The sequence below is a fragment of the Klebsiella quasivariicola genome (genome assembly GCF_002269255.1).
In the GTDB taxonomy this organism is placed as follows: Bacteria; Pseudomonadota; Gammaproteobacteria; order Enterobacterales; family Enterobacteriaceae; genus Klebsiella; species Klebsiella quasivariicola.
Map to the genome: position 1 here is coordinate 2,756,986 of NZ_CP022823.1, position 22,792 is coordinate 2,779,777.

Here is a 22,792-nt window from a genome sequence, read left to right on the forward strand (position 1 = left end):
ATGACGGAGCAACTTCATTTCTCTGAGCTCTGGCCGCACTGGCCGGAGCTGCTGGCCGGCCTGTGGGTGACGGTGCAGTTGACGGTGCTGGCGACGATCGGCGGCCTGGCGATCGGCATCCTCGGGGCGGCGATCCGCAGCGGGCGCCCGGGCGTCCTCAGCCGGGTATGGGGCGGATATGTGGAAATTATCCGTAACACGCCGTTTGTGGTGCAGCTCTTCTTTATCGTCTTTGGTTTACCGAACCTGGGACTGAAGATGACCGCCGGTGAAGCGGCGCTGCTGGCGATGGTTGTTAACCTCGGCGCCTACAGCACCGAGATCGTCCGCGCCGGCATTCAGGTGACGCCGAAGGGCCAGTGGGAAGCCGGTCGCGTGCTCGGGCTTAGCCGGACGCAAACCTTCGTTCGCGTCGTATTGCCCCCGGCGCTGCAGCGGATTTACCCGGCGCTGGTCAGCCAGTGCATCATCGTGATGCTCGGCTCGTCAGTGGTGTCGCAGGTCTCCTATGAGGAGCTGACCTTCGCCGCCAACCTGATTCAGTCGCGGACTTTTTTGAGCTTTGAGGTCTATCTGGTGACCACCGGGATCTACTTAGCGTTATCGATAGCGATGCGCCAGCTGCTGATGGCGGCGGGGCGTAAATGGCTGGGGGTGCAGGCCTGATGACCACTTTTACTGACTGGGACATTATCCGCAACCTGCTGCTGGCCGGTCGCTGGACGGTGCTGCTGTCGCTGGTCGCGTTCACCGGCGGGGCGCTGGTGACCTTACCGTTACTGCTGCTGCGCCTCACCGGCGGACGCCAGGTGAAACGGCTGATCCGCGGCTACATCGAGCTGTTTCAGGGGACGCCGCTGCTGATGCAGCTGTTTCTGGCATTCTTTGGCGTGGCGCTGTTCGGCGTCGACGTCTCGGCGTGGACCGCCGCCTCGGTCGCTCTGACGCTCTATACCAGCGCCTTTCTGCTGGATATCTGGTTCGGCAGCATTCGCGCGCTGCCGAAAGGCCAGTGGGAGGCCTCGCGCTGTCTCGGGCTGAGCTTCGGCCAGACCCTGTACCGGGTGGTGGCGCCGCAGGCGCTGCGCATTGCCATCGCGCCGACCGTCGGGTTTGCTGTACAGGTGATCAAAGGGACGGCGCTGGCATCGATTATTGGCTTTGTGGAGCTGACCAAGGCGGGGACGATGCTGACCAACGTCACCTACCAGCCGTTTAAAGTGTTTGCCCTGGTGGCGCTGGGCTATTTCATTCTGTGCTATCCGCTGTCCCGCTACAGCCGCTATCTGGAGAACAAATTCAATGCCTCTCATCACCATTAATCAGATGCAGAAGTACTACGGCGACAACCATGTGCTGAAGGGCGTCGATCTGGATATCGACATGGGGGAAGTGATCTCGATCATCGGCCGCAGCGGCTCGGGTAAAAGCACGCTGTTGCGCTGCATCAATGGTCTGGAGGGCTACCAGGAGGGGAGCATCAAGCTCGGGGGCATGACCATCACCGACCGCGATTCCCAGGCCCGGGAGATCAGCCGCTCCATCGGCATGGTGTTCCAGAACTTTAACCTGTTCCCGCACATGACGGCGCTGGAGAACGTCATGCTGGCCCCGCGGCGGGTGCTGAAGAAGTCTCAGGCCGAATGCCGGGAGCTGGCGCAGCGGATGCTGGAGAAGGTCGGTCTTGGCGATCGTCTGGATTACTATCCGGCCAACCTCTCCGGCGGCCAGCAGCAGCGCGTGGCCATTGCCCGGGCGCTGGCCATGTCGCCGAAAGTTTTACTCTGTGACGAAATCACCTCGGCACTCGACCCGGAGCTGGTGGGGGAAGTGCTGAAGGTGCTGGAGCAACTGGCGGCGGAAGGTATGACGCTGATCCTCGTCACCCATGAAATGAATTTTGCCCGCGAAGTGGGCGACCGCGTGGTGTTTATGCATCAGGGGCGCGTCTGGGAGCAGGGCGACAGCAAAACGCTGTTCGCCAGCCCGCAGACCAGCGAACTGAAACAGTTTATCTCCTCGGTGCGCGGTCTTAACTAACGTAAGGAATGGCAGATGGATATCACTCAGTTTTCGCAAATTAACCCGCCGCAGCGCCTGCTGATGGGGCCGGGGCCGATCAATGCCGACCCGCGCGTGCTGCGCGCCATGGCGAGCCAGCTGGTTGGCCAGTACGATCCGGCGATGACCCACTATATGAATGAAGTCATGGCGCTTTACCGCGGCGTGTTTCGCACCGAAAACCGCTGGACGATGCTGGTCGACGGCACTTCGCGCGCCGGGATCGAAGCGATTCTGGTGTCGGCTATCCGTCCGGGTGACAAAGTACTGGTGCCGGTGTTCGGCCGGTTTGGTCATCTGCTGTGCGAGATCGCGCGTCGCTGCCGGGCAGAGGTGCACACCATCGAGGTGCCGTGGGGCGAGGTCTTTACGCCGGATCAGGTTGAGGACGCGATCAAGCGCGTGCGCCCGCGCCTGCTGCTCACCGTGCAGGGCGATACTTCCACCACCATGCTGCAGCCGCTGGCAGAGCTGGGGGAGATTTGCCGTCGTCACGATGTGCTGTTCTATACCGACGCCACCGCGTCGCTCGGCGGCAACCCGCTGGAAACCGATGCCTGGCAGCTGGATGCCGTGTCCGCCGGGATGCAGAAGTGCCTGGGCGGTCCTTCCGGCACCTCGCCCATCACCCTCAGCCCGCGGATGGAAGAGGTCATCCGCCGCCGCCGCTGCATTGAGCAGGGGATCCGCACCGATGCGCATCACGACGGGGTCGACGAGATGATCTACTCCAACTATTTCGATCTCGGCATGGTGATGGATTACTGGGGGCCGGAGCGCCTCAACCACCATACCGAAGCGACCTCGGCGCTGTTCGCCGCCCGGGAATGTGCGCGACTGATCCTCCAGGAGGGACTCGACAACGGCATCGCCCGCCACAAACTGCACGGCGATGCGCTGCTGAAGGGCGTCCAGGCGATGGGGCTCGAGACCTTTGGCGACCTGCGGCACAAAATGAATAACGTGCTGGGGGTGGTGATCCCCAACGGGGTCAACGGCGATCAGGTACGCAAGCTGATGCTGGACGATTTCGGCATTGAAATTGGCACCTCGTTTGGCCCGCTGCACGGTAAAGTCTGGCGCATTGGCACCATGGGCTATAACGCGCGTAAAGACTGCGTGATGCAAACGCTCAGCGCGCTGGAAGCGGTCCTGAACTACCTCAGGTTCTCTACCACTCAGGGCGCGGCGATGCAGGCGGCCTGGGATCACTACCGCACCGAGGCCACCCTATGAGTGACACAGTCCGCCAGCAGGCGGAGAGAGAAGCGGCGGCCAGCCGGGTGATGGCCCGCGCCGATCGGCTGGCCACCCTCAGCGAAACCGCTGATGCCCTGACCCGGGTCTATCTGTCACCCGAGCATCTGCAGGCCAACCAGCTGGTGGGCCAGTGGATGCAGGCTGCCGGCATGATGGTGTGGCAGGACAGCGTCGGCAATATCTGCGGACGCTATGAAGGGCAACAGGAGGGGGCGCCGGCGGTGCTGCTGGGTTCTCATCTTGATACCGTGCGCAACGCCGGACGCTACGACGGCATGCTCGGCGTGCTGGCGGCGATTGAGGTGGTCCAGCGTCTGCACCAGCAGGGGCGACGGCTGGCAAAGGCAATCGAGATCGTCGGCTTTGGCGATGAAGAGGGTACCCGCTTTGGCATCACCCTGCTCGGCAGCCGCGGCGTCACCGGCACCTGGCCTGAAAGCTGGCTGTCACAGTGCGATGCTGATGGAGTGAGCGTCGCCCAGGCGCTGGTGAATGCCGGACTCGATCCGGCGCGGATCGGCCACGCCGCCCGTCACCCGCGGGATATCGCCGCCTATCTGGAGCTGCATATCGAGCAGGGGCCGTGCCTGGAGCAGGCGGGGCTGGCGCTCGGTGTGGTGGAGGCAATTAACGGCGCCCGACGGCTGAACTGCCGCTTTACCGGCGAAGCTGGCCATGCCGGCACGGTGCCGATGCTCCATCGCAAGGACGCCCTCGCCGCGGCGGCGGAATGGATGGTGCAGGTGGAGAACCTGACCCGGCAGCGCGGCGGTAACCTGGTGGCGACGGTCGGCACCCTGCGCTGTGCGCCGGGCGCGGTAAACGTGATACCGGGCGAGGTGCAGCTGACGCTGGATATTCGCGGCCCGCAGGATGCGCCGCTGACGGCGCTGCTGGATGAGCTACTGGCGCAGGCGCAGGCCATTGCCGGGCGTCGCCAGCTGCGTTTCGCCGCCGAGGAGTATTATCGCATCGCCGCCACCGCCTGCGACAGTCACCTGCAGGCGGTGCTGGGCGAGGCGGTAGCGGCGGTGCAGGGGCGTTCGCTGACGCTGCCGAGCGGCGCAGGGCATGACGCCATCGCCATCGCCGAGCGCTGGCCATCGGCCATGCTGTTTGTGCGCTGCCTGGGGGGCGTCAGCCATCACCCGGCGGAGTCGGTCACCGCCGCCGACGTCGGGCTGGCTATCGACGCGTTCTCCCGGGCGGTAGAGAAGGTGGCCGACGCCTGATCGCGCCGGCTGGCGGCTTCACACCGCCAGCTGGTTGACCACTTCGGCGACGGAGGCGATGGTACGGATGTTGCCGATCCCCGCGCCCACCGAGATATACCCCTCATCGGTATTTCCCTCCAGCATGCCCAGCCGCATCCCGCGCAGGCCGCCCATCGCCTGGGCCAGCTCGGCGTTTGAGGCGCCGGCACGATCCATGGCCACCAGTTTGTCGCTCAGTTTGCCGGGCAGGGCGCGATAGTAGTCCGGCAGGGTGCGGAACAGGCGCAGATCCAGACCGTTGGCGGCCACAATTTTCGCTTTCACCGAGTCGGGAACCCGGCTTTCGATGGTGCTGATAAATACCGAGCCGGCGAAGACCCCTTCCGCACCGAGGGCGTGGACGGCGCGCGCGCCCCGGGCGTCGGTGATCCCTCCGGCGGCCATCACCGGAACCCGCTGTACCGCGTCAACGATCAGCGGGACGATGGTGAAGGTTCCGAGGGCAGTGGCCGGCAGCGTACCACCTTCGTCAAAGCCGGTGGCGACGATAATGTCCGCTCCGGCCTGCTCCGCACGGCGGCTGTTCTCCGGCGTTGGGTTGATATCGCGATAGATGATGGTGATCCCGGCGGCTTTCAGCTCATCAAACAGCGCCGGTTTTAATGAACCATCGCCGTAGCCGGTGTAGACCACCACCTTAACCCCTTCCTCTTTGATCACCGGCAGGATCGCCGGCGTCCAGATGTCGTTTTCCGCCGTCGGGATCAGGTTGACGCCAAAGGGTTTCTCGGTCAGCTGTTTGGTTTTGCGGATCTCTTCGCGCATTTTCTCTGCGGTGGCCTCCGGAGTGGAAACGGCGGTTGCCGCCGTCAGCCCGGCGTTTGGACCCAGCACGCCAAGCCCACCGGCGTTGCCGACAGCCGCCACCAGACGCGCATCGGTCAGCCAGGAGAGCGGCCCCTGGACCACCGGTTTTTCAATACCCAGAATGCGGGCGACGCGGTTAGATTGCATGATATTTTTCCTTGTATGTTAATAAGTTATAAATTTCTTCGCCCCAGCGATGCGGCAATGAGGGCAGTGTAGGCGTCTTTATTGTTTTAAAAAATGAGCAAAAACTTTCATCACTATTATTAAATTAGTAATAATGTGCACTGATGAAGAGGTGGGAGGCGGGCCATCATGCAAATGAATCTGTTTGAAAATATTAAAATTTTTATTGAAATCGTCGATGCCGGCAGCTTTGCCCAGGCGGCGGAAAATTTGCAGATCCACCGACCGGCGGTGACCAAAGCGCTGCAGCAACTGGAGCAGGAGAGCGGGGTCCGGCTGCTGCAGCGCACCACCCGGCGTCTGTATCTCACGCCGGAGGGGGAAGAGTTTTATCGCCGCAGCAAACCATTGCTCTCCCAGGCCGACGATCTGCTGGAGTCGTTCGCGCCGGACCGGCCGATCCGCGGTCAGCTGCGCGTTGATATGCCGATCGCCTTTGCCCGGCTGCTGGTGATCCCGCATCTGCCGGAGTTTTATCAGACCCATCCGGAGGTGGAGATTGTCCTCAGCAGCTCCGACGTACGCCGGGATATGCTGCGCGATGGTCTGGATTGCCTGCTGCGGGTGGGGGATCTTGAGGATGGCGACTATGTGGCGCGTTCGCTGGGGGAGGTGGCGTTAACCACCTGCGCCAGTCCGGGCTATCTGGCGCGCTATGGAGCGCCCGCGACGCTGGAGGACCTGCAGTCGCATCTGGCGGTGAACTGGGTGAACAGCAGCAGCCGGCAGATTATGCCCTGGCGATTCCAGACCGCGGAGGGCATCAGGCAGATCGCCATCCCCGGTAAACTGGTGCTGGACAACTCTGAAGTCTTTACTGCCGCCGGGCTGGCGGGGCTGGGGATGCTGCAGGGGATGCGTTTCTTTTTGCAACCTTATATCGACAGTGGACAGCTGGTGGAAATTCTGCCCGATTTCCCGGCGCCGCGGCGACCGTTGTCGCTGCTCTATCCGCACCGGCATCTGTCGCATAAGGTGCGGGTCTTTGCCGACTGGCTGCAGGGGCTGGTAGCGACGCTGGATCGATCGGTGTCGGCTTGACTCTGCCGACTGAGCGATTATATATAAAATGTGAATGCTATTAAGGCAATGAATCACAAAGCTGGATAACGACTTAACCTGTAAGGGAATGCTGATGAAACTCTGGAATAAAACACTGCTTGCTTCCGCCCTGTGTCTGACCCTGTTTGGCTGCGACGATGCGTCGAAAGTGGATAACAAACTGGATAAGGCCAAAGATAATGCGGAGCAGATGAAGGATGCCGCGGCGGACAAAGCGCAGGCGATTAAACAGGATGCGGATAAGCAAATCGATACGCTGAAAAGCCAGGCTGACGCCGAGGCCGACCGCCTGAAGGATCAGGCCAGCGCCATCAAGGCGGAGGCGGACAAGAAAGCGGATGCCATCGCCCAGCAGGCGAAAGCCCAGGCCGATGCCGTGAAGCAGAACGCAAAGCAGGAAAGTGACCGCATAGTCAAAGAGGCGGGTCAGATCAAAGACAACGCCATCGGCGACGCCAATCAGCTCTCGGCGGAGGCGGCGAGTAAAACCAAGGCTATCCAGGACAGTATCGCGGCGGACAAACAGAACACCACGCCACCGCCCGCCCAGCAGTAACTCGCGGTGTTTTCCGGGCTGCCGCCCGGAAATATAGGGGGCGGAGCCGGATAGATTGCCCGGCGGCGCTGCGCTTGCACAGGCCTACGCAGGGGGCCGATTGGCTGCGCAATGACCGGGTATCATCCTTTTGTAGGCCGGGCAAGGCGCCGCCGCCCGGCACATGGACCGCAATAACATCCTGCTCAGGGGTATCTTACGATACCCCTTTTTTATGCTCGCCGGGGATCAGCGGTTCGGGACCAGGGTGCCTTTCAGGCCGTGCGGCTCCGATCGCAGGTACTGCGACGGCACGCGCACCTGGGCGCCAAGGCTGGCCGCAGCGTGCCACGGCCAGTGCGGATCGTAGAGTACCGCGCGGGCGAGGGCGATCAGGTCGGCATCGCCTTCTTCCAGCGCCATTTCCGCCTGCTGCGCGTCGGTGATCAGCCCCACGCCAATCACCGGGATAGCTACCTGCTCGCGAATATCGCGGGCGAAAGGCAACTGATACCCCGGTCCGACGGCGATCGCCTGCTGGGGCGACAAACCGCCGCTGGAGACGTGAATATAGTCGCTGCCCAGCGCTTCCAGCTGCTGGCTAAACTGAATGGACTGTTCGCAGTCCCAGCCGTCTTCGACCCAGTCGGTCGCCGACAACCTGACCCCCACCGCCATGGCGCTGCCTACCGCGTCGCGGATCGCTTTAAAGACTTCCAGCGGATAGCGCATCCGGTTTTCCAGCGAACCGCCGTACTCGTCGCGGCGCTGATTACTGAGCGGGGAGAGAAACTGGTGCAGCAGATAGCCGTGGGCGGCGTGCAGTTCAATCAGCTCAAAGCCCAGCCGCTGGGCGCGCAGCGCGCTGGCAACGAAAGCCGCTTTGATGCGCGCCAGGTCGGCATGGCTCAGTTCAGCGGGGGCGCGATCGCCATCGTGAAACGCCACGGCGGACGGGGCGACGGTTTGCCAGCCACCTGCGTTGAGCGCCAGCTGATGCCCTCCCTGCCACGGGGCCGCGCAGGAGGCTTTGCGTCCGGCGTGCCCCAGCTGGATCCCGAGGCGGACAGGCGACCAGGCCCGGATATCCTCTACCACCGCGCGCAGAGCGTTTTCGGTTTCATCATCCCACAGCCCCAGATCCCCCGGGGAAATACGCCCCGCAGGCTCTACCGCCGTGGCTTCCAGAATTAACAGGCCTGCGCCGGAGAAGGCCAGCTGTCCGAGATGGATCCGATGCCAGGAGGTGGCTTTTCCCTCATCGGCAGAGTACTGACACATCGGGGCAATAACGATGCGATTATCCAGCGTCAGCTGACCAATACGCGTCGCGCTAAAAAGATGACTCATGTGTACCTCGTAAATGTTAGGCGTGGTCTTGCAGAGGGGCAGACAGTCACTGTTTATAGCATGCCTGCCTGCGACCCCCGTATTCGGTTATTGCGCTTAAGCGCTCCGTCATTCAATAAACCAGAGGCGACGCCGACGGCCGGTTGCCTGTTGCGACACGGCGCGGGCCATTGCGCTGCCAATCTCGGCGCTGGCCGTCAGCCCCTGCACAAACGGGCGATCGTGCATCAGCCAGGGAAGAGCGCCGAAGGCGACCCGACTGCGCAGCGTCTCAGGGGCCTGCAGGGTGTAGTCATCACCGACATCCGGTATGTCGTCGCCGCAGGCCAGCAGCTGCTGGCGCAGTGAAGGGAAGGGCAGATCCCGGGTTTTTAGCGCTTTTTGTCCGCGGGCATCGATAAAGACATCAAATTCGCTGCGCTGTTGGTGATGAACAATGACGGTTCGGCTGGCCTCACGCTGCAAATCATAATCCTCGCCGAGCGCCACAATACGCAGAATACCCGCCTGATGCAGGGCCAGCAGCCGGCGAATGGATTCCGGCGGAATGGCGGCGTAGTTATCGATAAACACCCGGGCGAGGCCCTGGCGGAAGCGACGGCTGTCCTCGTCGTTGAGCTGCGGCACCACGGTTTCGATCGCTTCATGCAGACGAAGTATGGTGTAGCGCCAGGGCACAGTATGGTGGTCGCGTTTATTACGCTCCACCTCCTGCAGATTGCGCTGCGCCCACTGGAATGGATCGTGGCTGTGCCGGTCGGCAAACCAGACGTCGGCGATGGTGTCAGGCGTTAGCTGACGGAGCCCCGTCGCCGCGCACCAGTCCGGCGCGGTATATTCCAGCTCCTTGACGATCAGCCCGAACACGCGATCCAGCAGACCGTCGCTGCCCTGAGCAACGGCCGCTTCGAGGGCGGCGGGAGTGGCAATCTCCAGCGGCTCCCACGGGATCGGGCAGTAAAAATCGGCTTCCGGGAGCACGCCGTTGCGCGACATCAGGGTTATCTCCAGCGCCTCGCTGCCGGGATGGAGGACAAAATGGGTCGTTTTGTCGTTTTCGGTATGGAAAACACCGTGGCGGGCTACCACCGCAACGGCGGCATCAATCGCGCTTAATGACGTCCCGAGGATCCCCACCCGGCAGGGGGCGATCCGGGCCTCCATCAGGCCGGTCCACGGGCTGGGGAAGTACTGTCGGCTGGCGCGCTCTTCTTCTGGCCACAGATGGCCGGTGGCAATCGCCACCAGGTCGACCATCACCGGCTCTGCGGCGCTATCGGTATAGATAGCGATCCCGGCGGGCTGGACGGCAATATCCGTGACTTCACAGGATTCACAGACCCGAATCACAAAGCCGGCGTCCCGGGCCCGCTCAACGAGATACAGAAAGCGGTCGCGATAGTACTCGCCGAGGATCACCCGCGGCAGAAACTGGCGCTCATGCAGCGTGTGCCGCTCCAGGCCGCGCGCCGTCAGCCAGCCGTCGCTGTGCTGCTGCAGCCATTGCAGATAGGTCAGGTCGATGGGGGGGATCTCAATGCTGGCAATGTTGGCCAGCATCTGTGCCGCGGTATTATCGTCACTGTAGGGCATACCCACCCCGGCCTGCGCCTCTTTTTCAAACAGCGTGATGGCCAGCAGCTCACCACGCTTCACCAGTTCATACAAGGTGTAAATCCCCGTCGGCCCGGCGCCGACGATGGCAATACTCTTCATGATTCTCTCCCTTCCTGTGGGCGGATACGGCATGTACGGCGATTCACTTAACTCTGCCTGTCCTTAATTCTGGTCGAAAATTGCCGAACCGGTGGAGCGTTGCACGCAATTTGAAACAAATTAGCAGGCTAATAAACTTGCCGACTGCCGATAAAGAGGTGTAATTAACAAAAGAGCAACTTTCTATACAAACAATTTACAAAGCGGTGACACCAGCGTGCTCTGCCGGACGCCGCGCAAGCTCCCGGCAATGCCGTCGGGATAGGGATGACAAGATGCATGGCTGGACTTCACGACAGCGCAACGCGGCGATTGCCAGTTTTTTAAGCTGGACGCTCGATGCTTTCGATTTCTTTCTGTTGGTCTTTTTACTGAGCGATATCGCCCACTCGTTTCACGTCGACCTTGAAGAGGTCACCCTGGCGATTCTCCTGACCCTGGCCGTTCGGCCGGTGGGCGCGCTGATTTTCGGCAGGGCGGCGGAAAAATATGGCCGCAAACCGATCCTGATGCTGAATATCGTCTTCTTCTCAGCCTTTGAGTTGCTCTCTGCCGCCGCGCCATCATTAATGCTGTTTTTCCTGCTGCGGGTGCTGTATGGCGTGGCGATGGGCGGGATCTGGGGCGTGGCCTCGTCGCTGGCGATGGAGACGATCCCCGATCGCTCGCGCGGGCTGATGTCCGGCCTGTTTCAGGCGGGATACCCCTTCGGCTATCTGCTGGCGGCAGTGGCTTATGGGCTGCTGTTTGAGCAGCTCGGCTGGCGCGGGATGTTTGTGATTGGAGCAGCTCCGGTTCTGCTGCTGCCATTTATCTATTTCTGCGTCGAGGAGTCACCGGTTTGGCTGGCGGCCCGGCAGAATAAAGCGAGTACGGCCCTGCTGCCGGTGCTGCGCAGTCACTGGAAGCTGTGCCTGTATCTGGTGGTGCTGATGGCGGCCTTTAACTTTTTCTCTCACGGGACGCAGGATCTGTACCCGGTCTTTTTGAAAGTTCAGCATGGTTTTGAGCCTAAAACGGTCAGCATCATCGCGGTCTGCTACAACATCGCCTCGATCATCGGCGGGGTGTTTTTCGGTTCGCTGTCGGAGAAGATTGGCCGGCGCAAAGCGATTATGATTGCCGCTCTGCTGGCGCTGCCGGTTATCCCGCTGTGGGCCTTCGCCAGCGGCTCGCTGGCGCTGGGGGCTGGGGCATTTCTGATGCAATTTATGGTGCAAGGCGCCTGGGGGGTGATCCCGACCTGGCTCAACGAACTGGTGCCGGCCAACACCCGGGCGGTACTGCCTGGCTTCGTCTATCAACTGGGCAATCTGCTGGCTTCGGTGAACGCCACGCTGCAGGCCTCCATTGCTCAACATCACGGGCATAACTATGGTCTGGCAATGGCCCTGGTGGCCGGGACGGTGGCGATCGTCATTACCGTACTGACCTTCTTCGGCCGTGAGGGACGGGTGATCCACCCTGCAGGGGAGGTGCATCCCCAGCCGCTCTCCACCAGTCGTTAACCTCTGTGACCGGGTGTCGACAGGCGCCCGGCCGCTGCCAGGCGTTTTTCCAGGGAGCAAATGACGATCCCCAGCATGATAAACAGGGCGCTGAACAGATGCCAGGCATGCGGCTGGGTATGCAGGAAGAGGATGCTAAACACCCCGCCGGAGAGCGGGATGATATGGGTGTAAATTTCTCCCCGGGTGGCGCCAATCGCGGCGATACCTTTGTTCCAGAACAGATAGGCCAGCCACGACGGGAAAATCACCAGATACGCCAGGCCGCTGAGGAAAAACGGCTCGCGCCAGGCGGCCCAGTCCTGCGCCGGGTGGCGCATCAGCCAGAAGATGACGATGGGCAGCAGGATCAGCGCGCCGAGCAGCGAGCTGACGGCGACAAAGCCATTCGCCGGGATCCGGCGGTCCTTCAGACGTAATAGCGAGCAGTAGAGCGCCCAGCTCAGCGCCGATCCCATCGCCCACAGATCGCCGATGGCAAAGCTATGCAGCGAGGCGGCGTGCAGTGGGTTTCCCTGGAATAACAGGATCATTACGCCGAGGGTGCTGAAGATGACCCCCAGCCAGTTACGCACCGATACCGGGTCGCGGAAAATCAGCCGGTTAATCAACAGCACCATGCTCGGCGTGGCAGACATATAGATGGCGGCGTTAAGGGCAGAGGTGGTTTGCAGGCCAATATAGAGCGTAAGCGGGAAGCTGACCTGGCCACAGAGGGTGAGCACCAGCACCGCCGGGGCGTTTTCCCGCAGCAGGTGGCGGCTGGCGGCGATCTGCCGGTGATAGAGCAGGCCCAGCAGCAGCGCCGTTAACGCCCATCGCGCTTCGGTCATCAGGATCGGATCCACGCCCTGCACCAGCACGTGCCCGACAACATAATTCCCGCCCCAAAACAGAGCTGCCAGCGTCAGTAACAGATAGGGCATGCTTATTCCTTGCGTCGCTTATCACTATACCGGATGGTAACTTTATCAATTTTATAATATCAATATTTTTTTAGTGGTTTTTGTGTAATATGTTATAAGTCTTTTATTTACAATAACATATAAGATGTTATTGAATTTTCATTGCCGCTTTTTAAACGGTACTATACCGTATAGTCGCCATGTATTTCACAGGGATAAATCATGCGTAATACTGATAATGGGGTGATTGGAAGCGACCAGACCGCGGTGATGGCCAGGCTGGCGCTGGATGAATTAATCGACCAGCTTGTTCACAGCAACGCGCTGTCGCTGAAGCTGACGGCTAACCCACTGGTGTCCGACAGGGCCTGGCATCTAACCGAGAATACCTGTATTCGCGCCTTCTCCGCTGACGACCCGCAGGCTAAAAAGCGGGCGCACCACGCGCTGTTCATTCTCTACCAGTCCTGGCTTGCCGACCCGCTCTCGCCAGCGGCAGCCAATCAGTTTCATCCGCTGCTTTCCGGGATCAGAAATTACATTGAGTCTGAGTGGCTGCGCGCGGAAAGCAAACGTTTCCACTGCCAGAGACCGATGCTGAACGCCGGCAATATCGTCGACGAACTGCGCGCCTTATGCCAGCAACACCCGGCGTCTCATCATCCGCTGTTCGATTTCCTTGCCACCAAGGCCTCTGTGGCGCAAATCGACTATTTCTTCAAAAGCGACAGCGCGCTGAATCTGCTGTTCTTCGATCTCGTGGCGATGGGGCTGGTCGGTTCGCTGCCGGAAACTCGCGCCGAGATTGCGCAAAATCTGTGGGATGAGATAGGCCAGGGCAGCACTGAGATCACCCACGTCAATTTGTACAAGGATTTACTGAAGCGGCGGAATATCGCTTTGCCGGACAATCATTTTGCCCATTTGTACGAGTGGCAGGGGCTGGCCGGGTATAACGCCTTTATGCTGGGCGGCGTTAACCGTCAGCATTATTACAAATCACTGGGCGTGATGGCCATGACCGAGCTGCTCGACCCGCCGCAGTATGAAAAACTGGTAACGGGCTGTCGGCGGATTGGGCTTTCCGATCGCGACGTGCATTACTATGCCGAACATATCACCGTCGATATCGGCCATGCGGACGGCTGGCTGAACAATGTGATTGTGCCGATTGGCAAAAAACATCCGGCGGCGATGGAGGAGGTCTACTTTGGCGCCGCGCTGCGCCTGCAAACCTGTAACGATTACTATGATGGTCTGCTGGCGGCGCTGCAATCACTGGACGGCAGCGTTGCGGCTCAGAGCGTGCCGCCTTCTGAGTAGATAAGCGCTTTGGCCGCGCTCCAGGCGGCCATCCCCGGCGGGATCTCCCGACATTCCACGGACTCGGCCTGCTGGGCGGCGATAGCGCCATCGATGAGCATCACCATCATCATGGCGACCCGCTCGGCAGGCTCTGGTTTTAACACCAGCAGGAGAATATCGCGGAAGAACTGCCAGAGGAGCGACTTGAAGCGGGAACACTGCTCCCGGATCGCCGGCGATGACGCGCCATATTCAAACAGCGCGCGGGTAAACATGCAGCCGTGGAACGTTTCGCAGGTAAACCAGCGATGGTAATAGTCGAACACGGCAAACAGCTTCTCCCGCGCGCTGGCTTTATCCGCCGTGATCTGCGCCAGATCCTGCATAAATTTGCTCTCTTTCTGCCTGAGAATAGCCAGAATGAGCGCCTCTTTATCGGCGTAATAGCGGTAGAAAGTCATTTTGGAGATGCCGGCATGTTCAGCAATCCGCTCGATGCTGGGCGACTGATATCCTTCGCGATTAAACAGCGCGCTGGCGTGGCGGAGAATGTCCGCTTGTTTTGGCTTCATGCGTTTTCCTGTCGAATGGTTCGCTGTCACGACCGTTGGTAACACGGCTGTCATGTGACAGCGGTGCATTATGCCGGATCTTGCCGCCAGACGGGTAAAAAGTAAATCAGCCGCGGTTTATGCGGTGTCGGTTCCCTCAATAAAACAAGATTGCGTAGACATGCACAAGTCATGTCCTTATGTCTCCGAACCAGCGTATTATTTGGACCTTTATACACATAAGCTTTGAATGATGTGCTTTCTGATAGCCATTATTTCTGAAGTCTGAAACGTTTACAGCACGACAGGCATCGAATGAGGGTATTACAGACATCATTACCAGGATGATCCGATAACTATGATGAATCTTATTAAAAGGTTGCTGCGAAGAATATTCAGATCGTTAATTTCATATTATGGCCCTGCTGTATTGACAATCCTCTTCGCCATGGCACAAGGGCTCTTTTTTCCAGAGATGCCTCTCTGGCTTGTTCCCCTGTTTTTCGTATTTGTAATTATAATGTTTTATCGATTTGTAAAATTTTGACATTGAAAACTTAACTTTATATTAAATTTATAAGGGAATAATATGTCTACACCCGCACATTTATGGCTGGAAGATGAAAATGGTTCCCCAATTCTCGGCAGTTGTTTGATGCCACTGCGCCTGGGTTCTATCGAGTTAAAATCCTTTTCTCATGGGGTAACTATTCCGGTAGATCCAAACTGGGGAAAACTAACCGGTACGCGGATCCATCAACCTGTAACGATCGTAAAGGAGTTCGACCAAACAACACCGCTCTTGTACAGAGCCGTCTGCGAAGGCCGAACCATGAAGAAGGCGACAATCAAGATGTACCGCATTCTGGAAACAGGTATCGAAGCCGAATATTTCAATATCATTCTGGAAAACGTCAAATTTACCACGGTTGCACCATTTCTTTCTCCGGGTGGGATGAGTAGTACCCATCTCGAAACACTCGAATTGCGTTATGAGGCGATCACCTGGAAGTATACCGAAGGGAATATTATCTATCGTGACTCATGGAATGACCGGTGTTGCGCCTGAACTCCCAGCTAACCGATTACGAGGAGATCTTCGCCTACGGCGATACGCCGGAAGATTTCGCCATGCTGGCGCTGGCCGCCACTAAAATCTATCGCTGGGATGAGGCTCCGCCATGAGCCTGGCAGCGTCAGGCTGCGCAGGTTAAGATGGCCCCGCCATTGCCCGTCTCATTGAGAAGAAGAGAAGAGATGAAATTACCCCTGACCACGCCCCGGCTGCTGCTGCGCCGGTTCAGAACGGAAGATCTGCCGTCTTTCAGCCATTATCGCAACTTACCGGAAGTAGCCCGCTATCAGAGCTGGACCCACTACGATATGGCACAGGCGACAGCCTTCTATGAACAACAGCGTTCGCTGGCCTTTGCTGAGGATGAGAGCTGGTTCCAGCTTGCCGTAGAGATCCAGGCCAACGGTGCGCTGGCGGGAGATGTGGGGATCCACTTTTTCGATCAAGGCAGACAGGCTGAGCTGGGGATGACCTTTTCCCCGGCGTATCAGCATCAGGGGTATGCCCGGGAAGCCGTGCGGGCGGTGATGGCCTTACTCTTTGAGCAATTAGCCCATCACCGGCTGATGGCGGTGGTTGATACCCGCAACACCGGCGCGATCAAACTCCTGGAAGGGCTGGGCTTTCGTCGCGAGGCGCATTACCGGCAGAATATCTTTTTTAAAGGTGAGTGGGGCGATGAGTACCTGTACGCGCTGCTGCGCAGCGAATATCAGTGAAGTGACGGGCGAGCCGTCACTTCTGTCAGGACTGCAGTTAGCTGTGCTGGCGGATAAAGCGCGCGCGCCACGGTTTTAGCACCCACAGCGCGAGGACGGCGGTGACAAAATCAAGGCCAATCGCGCAGCTGAAGACCACATGCCAGCCGTGGGTGTACTGATAGAGCAGTGCTGCCAGCGGGCCGCCGAAGATTGACCCGATGCCCTGCGAAATATACAACCAGCCATAGTTGGTGGCGGCATGCTCGCTGCCGAACGTATCGGTGAGCGTCGACGGGAAGAGAGAGAAAATCTCCCCCCAGCCAAAGAACACCACCCCGGAGAGCAGGACAAACAGCAGCGGATCTTCCCGGCACGCCAGCCAGAGCATCATCGCCACGCCCTCCAGCGCAAAGGCGATAAACATGGTTTGCTCGCGGCCGAAGCGGTCGGAAATAAAACCAAACAGCGGCCGGGTTAAGCCGTTGGTAAAGCGGTCTATCGTTAACGCCAGCGGCAGCGCCGCCATGCCAAACACCACCGCCTGGCTAATGCCGAAATCCTCGGCGAACACCGCCATCTGCGAAGTGACCATCAGCCCGGAAGTCGACATCATCGCCATCATGGCGAACATCAGCCAGAACAGCGGCTGGCGCAGCATTTCCCGGGAAGTAAACGATCTGCTGCTTTGCGCCACCGTCTGACTGACGGGCTGGGAGACCGCGGGTGGCGGCAGCTTCAGCCCCTGGCTGGCGAGGAAGCCGACGAGGGCGAAAAGGATGCCGAAAGTCGTCATGGTATGTTCAAGGCCGTTGGTGGTCAGCGACAGGGAGATAGGAAAGGTGGTTATAATCGCCCCCATCCCATAGCCCGCCGCCACTGCGCCGGCGGCAAATCCCCGCTGCTGCGGGAACCATTTGACCATCAGGCCGACAACGCCGATATAAACGATGCCGGTCCCGAGGCCGCCCATGCAGCCATATACCAGCCAGAGCGTCGCCAGACCGTTTACCTGCGCGGAAAGCACCCAGCTCATTCCCGCCATCACCGTGCCGATAGCGATCAGCCGTCGTGGGCCAAATTTTTCCACTAACCGCCCCTGAAAAGGCGAAAAGAAGGTCTGCAGGATGATCAGCAGCGAGAAGGTGACCTGCAGTTCTGGCAGACCCACGCCAAGCCTGGCGGCCAGGGGTTTTGTCAGCAGCGTCCAGACATATTGCGGGCTGGAAATGGCGGCCATACAGATCAAGCCCAGCACCAGCTGGCGCCATTTGCCATATCTCGGGGTAACCAACGGTTCGCTGAGTGTCGTCATGTTGTTCTCCGTTTTCAGTTAGCAGGCTTCCGTGAAGCGCATCAGAACGAGAAGTACTGCGACCGCAGACTGGCGAGCTGTTGTGGCCATACGGCATACGTTCTTGTCCACATCGCGGTATACAAGCGAAATAGCATTAAACGTGCCATATGAAATAGTCTTTTGTATTCAACACGTTAATGTACCAGGGGCATGTCTGACGAGGTTCGGCATGGTGAATGTGCGGCACCAGGGCGGTGCACATGGGTTATCGCGGTGCGCTTCGTGTACTAACTGGCGTAAGACATAGCGTGTATCCTGGACTGGCGCGAGACAGACTTCTGCGCAAAACCGTCCAGGCGGGTCGAGGCTATGGAAATCACCGCCTGGGGCGGCTGGCAAGGTAAACGGCAAATAAGGATGGCGGTTTACCCGCTTAGTACCGAATAAACGCTCTGTCCCGACTGTTTTTGTGCTTTGTGACCAGGGTATTTATCGTATGGACTCTGGTAGGGAGAAATGCTTCCTGTAGAAATACTAACTATCACATTAGATATGGGAAGCCGCCCGCTGGCACCTTATCGCTCCTCAGCACGCTACAGACTGCAGTTACGTCGCGGTACTGGCCCGAACTTTGAGTACTGACGGGATTTCAATGTACTTTTCACACGGCTTATCGTTAAGCAGGTCGAGCAGGGCTTTACCCGCCTTCACCCCAATGTCATGCCAGGGAAACTCAACGGTTGTCAGGGCAGGGGAACAGACTGTCGATAACACCCCGCCGCCTAAACTCGCAATGGATACGGTATTGGGCACTTTTATGCCGGCACTGTGGCAGGCCATCATGCATCCGCAGGCCATTTCATCCGAGGTGCAAATTAACGCATCGAGATCGCCCCAGGTAATCATCATATCCTTAAATATATTGACGCCTGTGGCGATGGTGGAAGGCAAATGCGTGGTCACCACCCGATGCGGAGAACGGTTCAGGGAGAGCATCGCCGTATTCCAGCCGCTGAGCAGCTGGCGAAACATCGTGTTGTTGGCCGGTGTACAGAGCAATGCGATGTTTTTTAATGAGGCGTCGGCCAGGTGGGTCACGATCTGTTTTACGGCTTTACCGTAATCCACGCCGATGCACATGCCCACGGGGTGGGTATTTAACGCGCCAATTTCCAGAATAGGGACATCCACATTGGCCAGCAGCTGGGTGCAGCTCTCAATGGTGTCGATATTGAACTGAATAATGGCTGCCGGGTTATAAGCGAGCATTTTTTCAAACGTCTTTTGTTCACTTTGCCCGTCATGGCCGGATTCCATAAACATCATGGTATACCCGCGTTCGGTCAGTATCTTTTGCAGCGCTTCAGAGACCGGCAAAAAACCCGGCGAAGAGAAGGTGGGGACGACGGCGAGAATGAGATCGGAATGGACCGACGCCAGATTGCGAGCCTGAAGATTGGGAACATAGCCGAGTTGACTGACGGCCGCGTCAATGCGATCGCGAAGCTCAGGGTTCACTTTTTCAGGCATTCTCAGCGCACGCGAGACGGTCATGGCGCTCACGCCGACAAACTCAGCCACTTCGGTCAGGGTTATCTTACCAGTACCCTTACGACGTTTTTCTTTCGGGCTACCGTCCGCGTCTAAACTCTTCACCAAAATCACCAACCGTTTGAAAAATAAAATATATCGAAAGTATATCTGCGAGTTGCATTATAACTTACCACAGCGAAGGGGAAAGCACATTATAACCAGTGTTAGCGGTAACGCACTTTTTAACATTTTTGCTTGTTAGCGCTAACTTTGGGAGGTGCATCACAGTTGCATTTTATTTAGCTGTTTATAGTGCAGCACATGGACCCCCTCGGGAGAGCATATGATCAGCGACTGGTTAACACCGGATAAAATTAATGTCATTAACACTATTGATACCTGGGAAAATGCCATTCGACTTGCAGCCGAACCCTTGCTGGCGCAAGAGTATGTGACGCAAGAATATATTACGGCGATTTTAAAAAGCCATGAAGAAATAGGGCCTTATTATGTCCTGGCCCCAGGTTTAGCGATGCCACATGCTCGCCCTGAAGAGGGTGTGTTAAGAAATGGACTATCGCTTCTTCATATTACAGAAGGGGTGGCATTCGGCTCGACAGAGAACGATCCGGTGTACGTGGTTATCATACTTTGTGCACGCTCCGGGGATGAACATATCACGATGATCGGCGAGCTGGCAGAAATCTTTAGCGATCAGCAAAAGTTAACCCGATTATTAAATGCCGCTAACATCAAAGCCATTCAGGCTGTCATTGACTGAGAGGAAGAGGGAATGAAAAAAGTACTCATTGTGTGCGGCAATGGTTTAGGCAGTAGTTTTATCGTTGAAATGAATGTCAAAAAAATCCTTGCCGAACTGAATAAAGAAGCGGAAGTCGCCCATACCGACCTGACGTCGGCGAAAAGCGAAACTGCCGATCTTATTCTCAGTGCCAAAGACATTGCAGAACATCTTAGCAATCACTCTGCCCGGGTGATTGGGTTAAGTAATCTACTTGATAACAATAAAATTAAAGAAATTTTAGCAGAACATATTTAAGCAACGGCTATCTGATTCGTGGAGTTTAACATGCTTCATTTCATTATTTATGATGTGCTAGGGACACCGGCGATTCTGGTTGGTTTATTTTCACTGATCGGTCTGCTGTTGCAAAAAAAAGGAATTTCAGACGTTATTTCAGGCACGCTGAAAACCATTATGGGGTTTGTCATTTTAACCGCGGGCGCTGGTATTATTGCCTATACGTTAACGATTTTTAGTCAGTTATTTGAGCATTCTTTCCATATCCAGGGCGTGGTACCCAACACTGATGCCATGGCGGCTCTGGCACAGAAGAATTATGGCACGGAAACCGCCACCATAATGGTGCTGGGTATGCTGATCAATATCGCGCTGGCACGCCTCACGCCATTAAAGTACATCTTTCTGACCGGGCACCATACGCTGTATATGGCAGCGATGCTGGCGGTCATTTTGTCAGTCGGGGGGTTATCAGGAATTTGGGTTGTGACTATTGGCGCGATTATTCTCGGCGCCATGATGGTGATCTCCCCGGCCATCCTGCAGCCGTTTACCCGCAAAATCACCAATACCGACGATTTGGCCCTCGGCCATTTTGGCTCTACTGGTTATTTGCTTTCCGCGCTGGTGGGCAAAGTCGTCGGTAAGGGAAGCCCCTCGATTGAAGAGATTAAAGTGCCTAAGTCACTCAATTTCCTTCGCGACTCGTCGGTGGCCATCTCTCTTACCATGATGATTCTGTTCATCGTGCTGGTGGTCGTTGCGGGCAAATCTTATGTCGAGGAGACGCTGAGCGCAGGCCAGAACTTTATTATTTTCGCCATTATTCAGTCCCTTACATTTGCTGCGGGGGTCTATATCATCCTCGCCGGGGTGCGGATGGTGATTGCCGAGATCGTCCCGGCGTTTAAAGGGATTGCGGACAAACTGGTCAAAGATGCGAAGCCGGCGCTGGACTGTCCGACGGTCTTTCCCTTTGCTCCGAATGCCGTCATCGTCGGCTTTCTCTCAAGCTTTATGGCTGGGCTGGTCAGTATGTTCCTCTGCCCGCTGTTCGGCTTAAGTGTCATCGTCCCGGGCCTGGTTCCCCACTTTTTCTGCGGGGCCACGGCAGGGGTTTACGGCAACATTACCGGCGGACGTCGCGGGGCGGTGGTAGGGGCATTTGCCCACGGTCTGCTGATTTCGTTCCTGCCAGCCATTCTTTTGCCCATGATGGGGAATATGGGCCTTGGCTCCACGACGTTTGGGGACGCCGACTTTGGCGTTGTCGGGATCGTGCTGGGTCATATCATCGCAATTTTTAACTAACTATTGACTCCCGGAGGTGGTTTATGAGCGCCAAATTTTCACCCTCATTAATGTGCATGGATTTAACACAGTTCAAAGAACAGATCACGGCAATGAATAAAAAAGCGGATTTTTACCATGTTGATATAATGGATGGCAATTACGTCCGCAATATCACTTTATCGCCTTTTTTTATTGAGAATCTGAAAAAAATCACTACTGTCCCCATCGATGTTCATCTGATGGTGAATCACCCGGAAGATATCATTCCCATGTGTCTCGATGCCGGCGCCGATATCATCAGTTTTCATCCCGAGACGGCGAATAACAAAATTTTCCGCCTGCTGAATCAGATTAAGGATGCGGGTAAAAAGTGCGGGGTGGTACTGAACCCGGCGACACCGGCAGAAAGTATTGCCGAATATGCGCATCTGCTGGATAAAGTGACGGTCATGTCGGTTGACCCTGGCTATGCCGGACAAAAGTTTATCCCTGAGTCGCTAAACAAGATAAGAAAGCTCATCACTATGCGCAAAAATAATGGCTATCATTATCTGACCGAAATTGATGGCTCTTGCAATGAAAAAACCTTTGGCCAGATTGCTGCATCCGGGGTGGATGTCTTTATCGTCGGCACATCAGGTCTGTTTTCTCTCCATGAGGATGTCACTCAGGCGTGGGACAGAATGATCGAGATCTTCCAGCGGGAAACCGTCGCAGCCTAACGGGTTATTACTGTATTAATTTTCTTTGAACCACAGCATCTATTTAAATCAGACTTAAAAGATCTGCATCATACCAGCGATGCCTGCTCTGTCATTCAACGACCACTCTATATTAATGCGGGTGAATTATGGATATTTCGACAGTACTTAATGTTAATAACATCAAGTTAAATATGACCGCCAGAACGAAGGAAGAGGTAATAGAAGAACTCACCGACTTACTGATCCAGGACGGCGCCGTCACCAATAAGGAAGACTTTATTCGCGATGTCTGGTTACGTGAGGAGCAAGGCTCCACGGGCTTTGAAAACCATATCGCTATTCCACACGGCAAGTCTTCCGGTGTTTCCCGTACCGCATTAGCCATCGGACGCACGCAACATGCCATTCCCTGGGAGACCATGGATGGCAGCGATGTGCGTTGTGTTATTTTATTTGCGGTTTGCCTGGTGGACCAAAATGCCACTCATATTCGCCTGTTAGCACAAGTGTCCGGGTCTCTGGCAGACGAAGACATTATCGCTAAATTACTGGTTGAATCTGATCCACATAAAATCATTGCGCTTTTCAATTCAGCAACTGAAAGCGCCGATGCTTAATACTAACTTATTA

At 57.2% G+C, this 22,792-nt stretch carries 25 protein-coding genes and 1 pseudogene; 19 read left to right on the forward strand and 7 right to left on the reverse strand.

Features of this window, described 5'->3' with window-relative positions; genetic code table 11:
* Genes B8P98_RS13755 through hpxK form a run of 5 tightly spaced genes read left to right on the forward strand, consistent with a single transcriptional unit; the run spans nucleotide 1 to nucleotide 4,553 of the window.
* Nucleotides 1-666: an amino acid ABC transporter permease gene (locus B8P98_RS13755; RefSeq protein WP_025712445.1), complete on the forward strand. Its 666-nt coding sequence runs from the start codon at nucleotides 1-3 to the stop codon at nucleotides 664-666.
* Nucleotides 666-1,322: an amino acid ABC transporter permease gene (locus B8P98_RS13760; protein WP_004176118.1), complete on the forward strand. Its 657-nt coding sequence runs from the start codon at nucleotides 666-668 to the stop codon at nucleotides 1,320-1,322. The genes B8P98_RS13755 and B8P98_RS13760 overlap by 1 nt, the downstream gene beginning before the upstream one ends.
* Nucleotides 1,303-2,040 (forward strand): amino acid ABC transporter ATP-binding protein, encoded by a 738-nt coding sequence (locus B8P98_RS13765; RefSeq protein ID WP_004179947.1) that lies wholly within the window; start codon nucleotides 1,303-1,305, stop codon nucleotides 2,038-2,040. The genes B8P98_RS13760 and B8P98_RS13765 overlap by 20 nt, the downstream gene beginning before the upstream one ends.
* A gap of 15 nt (nucleotides 2,041-2,055) precedes the next feature.
* Nucleotides 2,056-3,297, forward strand: coding sequence for a pyridoxal-phosphate-dependent aminotransferase family protein (locus B8P98_RS13770; protein WP_025712446.1), 1,242 nt, complete (start codon nucleotides 2,056-2,058; stop codon nucleotides 3,295-3,297).
* Complete coding sequence (gene hpxK, locus B8P98_RS13775) at nucleotides 3,294-4,553, forward strand: allantoate amidohydrolase (protein WP_025712447.1); 1,260 nt, start codon at nucleotides 3,294-3,296, stop codon at nucleotides 4,551-4,553. The genes B8P98_RS13770 and hpxK overlap by 4 nt, the downstream gene beginning before the upstream one ends.
* Nucleotides 4,554-4,571: 18 nt before the next feature.
* Here hpxK and B8P98_RS13780 read toward each other — a convergent pair whose 3' ends face one another.
* The gene (locus B8P98_RS13780) at nucleotides 4,572-5,549 is read right to left on the reverse strand and encodes an NAD(P)H-dependent flavin oxidoreductase (RefSeq protein ID WP_080897811.1); all 978 of its coding nucleotides are present in this window, start codon (nucleotides 5,547-5,549) and stop codon (nucleotides 4,572-4,574) included.
* Between the two features lie 174 nt (nucleotides 5,550-5,723).
* On the opposite strand from B8P98_RS13780, the gene B8P98_RS13785 reads away from it, so the two are divergent.
* Together B8P98_RS13785 and B8P98_RS13790 are read left to right on the forward strand one after the other, a co-directional pair.
* A complete protein-coding gene (locus tag B8P98_RS13785; protein WP_025712449.1) occupies nucleotides 5,724-6,629 on the forward strand; it encodes a LysR family transcriptional regulator in 906 nt (301 codons plus the stop codon).
* A gap of 88 nt (nucleotides 6,630-6,717) precedes the next feature.
* A complete protein-coding gene (locus B8P98_RS13790) occupies nucleotides 6,718-7,206 on the forward strand; it encodes a hypothetical protein (RefSeq protein WP_025712450.1) in 489 nt (162 codons plus the stop codon).
* 228 nt (nucleotides 7,207-7,434) lie between these two features.
* Here B8P98_RS13790 and B8P98_RS13795 read toward each other — a convergent pair whose 3' ends face one another.
* Together B8P98_RS13795 and B8P98_RS13800 are read right to left on the reverse strand one after the other, a co-directional pair.
* Entirely contained in the window at nucleotides 7,435-8,535 is a 1,101-nt protein-coding gene (locus B8P98_RS13795) for an NADH:flavin oxidoreductase/NADH oxidase (protein WP_095033131.1), read from the reverse strand.
* A gap of 108 nt (nucleotides 8,536-8,643) precedes the next feature.
* On the reverse strand, nucleotides 8,644-10,251 hold the full coding sequence (locus B8P98_RS13800; RefSeq protein WP_080924060.1) for an FAD-NAD(P)-binding protein: 1,608 nt from the start codon (nucleotides 10,249-10,251) through the stop codon (nucleotides 8,644-8,646).
* Nucleotides 10,252-10,526: 275 nt separating this feature from the next.
* On the opposite strand from B8P98_RS13800, the gene B8P98_RS13805 reads away from it, so the two are divergent.
* Nucleotides 10,527-11,759: an MFS transporter gene (locus tag B8P98_RS13805; protein WP_025712453.1), complete on the forward strand. Its 1,233-nt coding sequence runs from the start codon at nucleotides 10,527-10,529 to the stop codon at nucleotides 11,757-11,759.
* On the opposite strand, the gene B8P98_RS13810 is transcribed toward B8P98_RS13805, so the two are convergent.
* On the reverse strand, nucleotides 11,756-12,685 hold the full coding sequence (locus B8P98_RS13810) for a DMT family transporter (RefSeq protein WP_095033132.1): 930 nt from the start codon (nucleotides 12,683-12,685) through the stop codon (nucleotides 11,756-11,758). The two genes, B8P98_RS13805 and B8P98_RS13810, sit on opposite strands and share 4 nt — an antisense overlap.
* 201 nt (nucleotides 12,686-12,886) lie before the next feature.
* Here B8P98_RS13810 and B8P98_RS13815 point away from each other — a divergent pair, with 201 nt between their 5' ends.
* Entirely contained in the window at nucleotides 12,887-13,987 is a 1,101-nt protein-coding gene (locus tag B8P98_RS13815) for an iron-containing redox enzyme family protein (RefSeq protein ID WP_080897816.1), read from the forward strand.
* Here the strand turns inward: B8P98_RS13815 and B8P98_RS13820 are convergent.
* Entirely contained in the window at nucleotides 13,963-14,541 is a 579-nt protein-coding gene (locus B8P98_RS13820) for a TetR/AcrR family transcriptional regulator (protein WP_080897817.1), read from the reverse strand. The genes B8P98_RS13815 and B8P98_RS13820 overlap by 25 nt on opposite strands.
* 337 nt (nucleotides 14,542-14,878) lie before the next feature.
* Between B8P98_RS13820 and B8P98_RS13825 the strand changes: the two genes are divergently transcribed.
* From B8P98_RS13825 to B8P98_RS13840, 4 genes are read left to right on the forward strand one after another with little or no spacing between them, the layout of a single operon-like run.
* On the forward strand, nucleotides 14,879-15,067 hold the full coding sequence (locus B8P98_RS13825) for a hypothetical protein (RefSeq protein ID WP_095033133.1): 189 nt from the start codon (nucleotides 14,879-14,881) through the stop codon (nucleotides 15,065-15,067).
* 42 nt (nucleotides 15,068-15,109) lie between these two features.
* Nucleotides 15,110-15,589 carry an Hcp family type VI secretion system effector gene (locus B8P98_RS13830; protein WP_032418948.1) on the forward strand — a complete coding sequence of 160 codons (480 nt, stop codon included), beginning with the start codon at nucleotides 15,110-15,112 and terminating at the stop codon, nucleotides 15,587-15,589.
* The gene (locus tag B8P98_RS13835) at nucleotides 15,577-15,705 is read left to right on the forward strand and encodes a phosphoserine phosphatase (RefSeq protein ID WP_095033134.1); all 129 of its coding nucleotides are present in this window, start codon (nucleotides 15,577-15,579) and stop codon (nucleotides 15,703-15,705) included. Before B8P98_RS13830 ends, B8P98_RS13835 begins: the two co-directional genes overlap by 13 nt.
* 30 nt (nucleotides 15,706-15,735) lie before the next feature.
* The gene (locus B8P98_RS13840; RefSeq protein ID WP_167382666.1) at nucleotides 15,736-16,314 is read left to right on the forward strand and encodes a GNAT family N-acetyltransferase; all 579 of its coding nucleotides are present in this window, start codon (nucleotides 15,736-15,738) and stop codon (nucleotides 16,312-16,314) included.
* 37 nt (nucleotides 16,315-16,351) lie between these two features.
* On the opposite strand, the gene oxlT is transcribed toward B8P98_RS13840, so the two are convergent.
* Nucleotides 16,352-17,608, reverse strand: coding sequence for an oxalate/formate MFS antiporter (gene oxlT / locus B8P98_RS13845; RefSeq protein ID WP_095033136.1), 1,257 nt, complete (start codon nucleotides 17,606-17,608; stop codon nucleotides 16,352-16,354).
* Nucleotides 17,609-17,826: 218 nt separating this feature from the next.
* On the opposite strand from oxlT, the pseudogene B8P98_RS31890 reads away from it, so the two are divergent.
* Nucleotides 17,827-18,037, forward strand: a pseudogene (locus B8P98_RS31890) (hypothetical protein).
* Nucleotides 18,038-18,196: 159 nt separating this feature from the next.
* Here B8P98_RS31890 and B8P98_RS13855 read toward each other — a convergent pair.
* Nucleotides 18,197-19,249, reverse strand: a complete 1,053-nt coding sequence (locus tag B8P98_RS13855; protein WP_080897820.1) for a LacI family DNA-binding transcriptional regulator — start codon at nucleotides 19,247-19,249, stop codon at nucleotides 18,197-18,199.
* 217 nt (nucleotides 19,250-19,466) lie between these two features.
* Here B8P98_RS13855 and B8P98_RS13860 point away from each other — a divergent pair, with 217 nt between their 5' ends.
* From B8P98_RS13860 to B8P98_RS13880, 5 genes are all read left to right on the forward strand, one after another.
* Complete coding sequence (locus B8P98_RS13860) at nucleotides 19,467-19,904, forward strand: PTS sugar transporter subunit IIA (RefSeq protein ID WP_095033137.1); 438 nt, start codon at nucleotides 19,467-19,469, stop codon at nucleotides 19,902-19,904.
* 12 nt (nucleotides 19,905-19,916) lie between these two features.
* A complete protein-coding gene (locus tag B8P98_RS13865) occupies nucleotides 19,917-20,183 on the forward strand; it encodes a PTS sugar transporter subunit IIB (protein WP_025712461.1) in 267 nt (88 codons plus the stop codon).
* A gap of 30 nt (nucleotides 20,184-20,213) precedes the next feature.
* Nucleotides 20,214-21,476: a PTS ascorbate transporter subunit IIC gene (locus tag B8P98_RS13870; protein ID WP_095033138.1), complete on the forward strand. Its 1,263-nt coding sequence runs from the start codon at nucleotides 20,214-20,216 to the stop codon at nucleotides 21,474-21,476.
* Between the two features lie 23 nt (nucleotides 21,477-21,499).
* On the forward strand, nucleotides 21,500-22,180 hold the full coding sequence (gene alsE, locus B8P98_RS13875) for a D-allulose 6-phosphate 3-epimerase (protein ID WP_080898084.1): 681 nt from the start codon (nucleotides 21,500-21,502) through the stop codon (nucleotides 22,178-22,180).
* A 128-nt stretch (nucleotides 22,181-22,308) separates the two neighbouring features.
* On the forward strand, nucleotides 22,309-22,779 hold the full coding sequence (locus B8P98_RS13880) for a PTS sugar transporter subunit IIA (RefSeq protein WP_080898086.1): 471 nt from the start codon (nucleotides 22,309-22,311) through the stop codon (nucleotides 22,777-22,779).
* The last annotated feature ends 13 nt before the right edge of the window (nucleotides 22,780-22,792 follow it).

Coding starts and splice junctions, on each gene's coding strand:
- B8P98_RS13755 (WP_025712445.1), top strand. CDS start 1: ATGACGGAGCAACTTCATTTCTCTGAGCTCTGGCCGCACTGGCCGGAG.
- B8P98_RS13760 (WP_004176118.1), top strand. CDS start 666: ATGACCACTTTTACTGACTGGGACATTATCCGCAACCTGCTGCTGGCC.
- B8P98_RS13765 (WP_004179947.1), top strand. CDS start 1,303: ATGCCTCTCATCACCATTAATCAGATGCAGAAGTACTACGGCGACAAC.
- B8P98_RS13770 (WP_025712446.1), top strand. CDS start 2,056: ATGGATATCACTCAGTTTTCGCAAATTAACCCGCCGCAGCGCCTGCTG.
- hpxK (WP_025712447.1), top strand. CDS start 3,294: ATGAGTGACACAGTCCGCCAGCAGGCGGAGAGAGAAGCGGCGGCCAGC.
- B8P98_RS13780 (WP_080897811.1), bottom strand. CDS start 5,549: ATGCAATCTAACCGCGTCGCCCGCATTCTGGGTATTGAAAAACCGGTG.
- B8P98_RS13785 (WP_025712449.1), top strand. CDS start 5,724: ATGAATCTGTTTGAAAATATTAAAATTTTTATTGAAATCGTCGATGCC.
- B8P98_RS13790 (WP_025712450.1), top strand. CDS start 6,718: ATGCTGATGAAACTCTGGAATAAAACACTGCTTGCTTCCGCCCTGTGT.
- B8P98_RS13795 (WP_095033131.1), bottom strand. CDS start 8,535: ATGAGTCATCTTTTTAGCGCGACGCGTATTGGTCAGCTGACGCTGGAT.
- B8P98_RS13800 (WP_080924060.1), bottom strand. CDS start 10,251: ATGAAGAGTATTGCCATCGTCGGCGCCGGGCCGACGGGGATTTACACC.
- B8P98_RS13805 (WP_025712453.1), top strand. CDS start 10,527: ATGCATGGCTGGACTTCACGACAGCGCAACGCGGCGATTGCCAGTTTT.
- B8P98_RS13810 (WP_095033132.1), bottom strand. CDS start 12,685: ATGCCCTATCTGTTACTGACGCTGGCAGCTCTGTTTTGGGGCGGGAAT.
- B8P98_RS13815 (WP_080897816.1), top strand. CDS start 12,887: ATGCGTAATACTGATAATGGGGTGATTGGAAGCGACCAGACCGCGGTG.
- B8P98_RS13820 (WP_080897817.1), bottom strand. CDS start 14,541: ATGAAGCCAAAACAAGCGGACATTCTCCGCCACGCCAGCGCGCTGTTT.
- B8P98_RS13825 (WP_095033133.1), top strand. CDS start 14,879: ATGATGAATCTTATTAAAAGGTTGCTGCGAAGAATATTCAGATCGTTA.
- B8P98_RS13830 (WP_032418948.1), top strand. CDS start 15,110: ATGTCTACACCCGCACATTTATGGCTGGAAGATGAAAATGGTTCCCCA.
- B8P98_RS13840 (WP_167382666.1), top strand. CDS start 15,736: ATGGCCCCGCCATTGCCCGTCTCATTGAGAAGAAGAGAAGAGATGAAA.
- oxlT (WP_095033136.1), bottom strand. CDS start 17,608: ATGACGACACTCAGCGAACCGTTGGTTACCCCGAGATATGGCAAATGG.
- B8P98_RS13860 (WP_095033137.1), top strand. CDS start 19,467: ATGATCAGCGACTGGTTAACACCGGATAAAATTAATGTCATTAACACT.
- B8P98_RS13865 (WP_025712461.1), top strand. CDS start 19,917: ATGAAAAAAGTACTCATTGTGTGCGGCAATGGTTTAGGCAGTAGTTTT.
- B8P98_RS13870 (WP_095033138.1), top strand. CDS start 20,214: ATGCTTCATTTCATTATTTATGATGTGCTAGGGACACCGGCGATTCTG.
- alsE (WP_080898084.1), top strand. CDS start 21,500: ATGAGCGCCAAATTTTCACCCTCATTAATGTGCATGGATTTAACACAG.
- B8P98_RS13880 (WP_080898086.1), top strand. CDS start 22,309: ATGGATATTTCGACAGTACTTAATGTTAATAACATCAAGTTAAATATG.